The sequence below is a fragment of the bacterium genome, assembly GCA_026398675.1.
In the GTDB taxonomy this organism is placed as follows: Bacteria; RBG-13-66-14; RBG-13-66-14; order RBG-13-66-14; family RBG-13-66-14; genus RBG-13-66-14.
Genome location: JAPLSK010000050.1, coordinates 1 through 2,220 on the forward strand (window position 1 = coordinate 1; position 2,220 = coordinate 2,220).

The window sequence follows — 2,220 nt, forward strand, 5'->3', positions numbered from 1 at the left end:
TACGCCAAGCGGCGGGGCTGCTCCGGAGGGAAGGGCGTCTTCTACTCATCGAGCCTCTCTACCAAGGTATAATCCACGAGGATCTGCCCTCCGGTCTCATTTACCGGTTGACCCGTTCCAGATGGCTGGCCCCGCTCTGCAGGCGCTTCGGTTCCGGCGCCGCCGGTCAAGGAGTCCTTTTTCAATGCGGCAGCAGCTGGCGACGGATGTTCACCGGGATCGGCCTGGAGGTTGTCGACAGCTACATCTGCGGGGTCTGGGAGATCAACCCCATTTTAAAAATACTGCTGAACATCGCCTCGGTGAGAACCGGCCTCTTCTGGTGCGCGCCGGGGAGGATAGTTCGAAGTAAAGACCCCCTGCAGCCACTCGAAGCGGAGGAGTAGCGTTGAAGACGGAGTTGAAGGGTTACCTTGAGGAGAAGCGGGTCTTCGTGGACGGCGAGCTGGCGAGGCTCCTGCCGCACAAGGGGGCCTACCCGCCGGATGTCCACGAGGCGCTGCACTACGCCGTCTTTTCCGGCGGAAAGCGCCTGCGGGCGATCCTGGTCCTGGCCGCCGCCGAGGCCGTCACCGACGTTTTACCCGACGGGGCCGTCGAGGCGGCCTGCGCCGTCGAGTGCATACACAACTACTCTTTGATTCACGACGACCTGCCCTGCATGGACGCGGACGAGCTGCGGCGGGGCCGGCCCACGGTGTGGAAGAAGTTCGGGGAGGCGGTGGCCGTCCTAACCGGGGACGCGCTTCTGACCGTGGCGTTCCAGATTTTGGCCCTGGGAGCCACACGGGAGATCGAGCTCTCCGACCGCCTGCTCCTCTGCTCCCAGGAGCTGGCCACGGCCTCGGGCACATTCGGGATGATCGGCGGCCAGGCGGCGGACGTGGCCAACGAGGGCAAGGACATTGACGCCTCCATGCTGGAATTCATCCACACCCTGAAAACCGGGGCCCTGATCCGCTGCGCCTGCCGGATGGGGGCGATTCTCGCCCGGGCCGACGACCCACGGCTCATGGCGGCCACGCGCTACGGGGAGCACCTGGGGATGGCCTTCCAGATAGCCGACGACCTCTTGAACGTCACCGGAGACGAGGCGAAGCTGGGCAAATCCGTGGGCTCGGACGAAAAGCGGGGCAAGAACACCTATCCGAAAATTCACGGGGTGGAGAAGTCGCGGGAGATGGCGAAATTCCACGTCGATTCGGCCGTGGACGAGGCGAAGCGTCTGCCGCGGCCGGAAATTTTAGCGGAGCTGGCGAAATTCGTCGTCGAGAGGGACCACTAAGTGCCGACCAGGAATGCCAGGCCCCTTCTGCTCAGGGGCGGGACGGTGGTGGACTCCGCCAGGGGACTTTACGCCAAGGCCGACGTGCTGCTGGACAAGGAGACCATCGCCACCGGCACGCGGGCGGCGGCGCTGGGCGGATTCACCTCCATCGCCTGCAAGGCGAACACCGGCCAGTTCGTGGACAACGAGGCGGCGGTGGAGTACGTCCGCTACATCGCGGAGCTCCGCGGGCTGGTGAACGTCTTTCCCATCGCGGCCTTGACGGAAGGGCTGGCCGGAGCCGAAATCGCACCGCTCCACGAGCTCCGGGAAGCCGGGGCGGTCGCCCTCTCCGACGACGGACACCCGGTCCGCCGGTCCGGCCTCCTCCTCAACGCCCTCAGGTACGCCCGGGACGTGGGTTTTCTGGTCATCAGCCACGCCGAGGAAGAATCGCTCTCCGGGGGCGGCGTGGTGTCCGCGGGACCGTCGGCCACGGCGGCCGGGCTGGAGCCCATTCTGGCCGAGGCCGAGGATGTGGGGACGGTGCGGGACATTCTCGTGGAAGCCAGGGTCGGGGTGCCGCTCCACGTGGACCACGTTTCCACGGCCCGTTCCGTGGAGACGGTGCGCGACGCCAGGCGGCGCGGGTTCGACGTCACCGCCGAGGCGACGCCCCACCACTTCTGCCTGGACCAGTCTTCACTCCCGGACGATTTCGACCCGAAGACCAAGGTCAACCCCCCGATTCGGTCCGCCGCGGACCGCGAGGCTGTCGTCGCTGGGCTGCGGGACGGGACACTGGGGATCATCGCCAGCGACCACGCCCCGCACACCCTGGCGGAGAAGGACCAGCCCTACCAAACAGCCCCCTTCGGCATCGTGGGGCTGGAGACGACGCTGGGTCTGACGCTGACGTATCTGGTGGAGCCGGGCCACCTCTCCTTCGGCGA

Annotated in this window: 3 protein-coding genes; all 3 read left to right on the forward strand. The window is 66.6% G+C overall.

Annotated features, from left to right (window positions below; genetic code table 11):
* On the forward strand, positions 1 to 386 hold a 386-nt coding region (locus tag NTW26_00720; GenBank protein MCX7020797.1), incomplete at its 5' end, for a hypothetical protein.
* A gap of 2 nt (positions 387 to 388) precedes the next feature.
* Complete coding sequence (locus NTW26_00725; GenBank protein MCX7020798.1) at positions 389 to 1,285, forward strand: polyprenyl synthetase family protein; 897 nt, start codon at positions 389 to 391, stop codon at positions 1,283 to 1,285.
* The coding region (locus NTW26_00730) for a dihydroorotase (protein ID MCX7020799.1) at positions 1,286 to 2,220 on the forward strand (935 nt) is incomplete at its 3' end.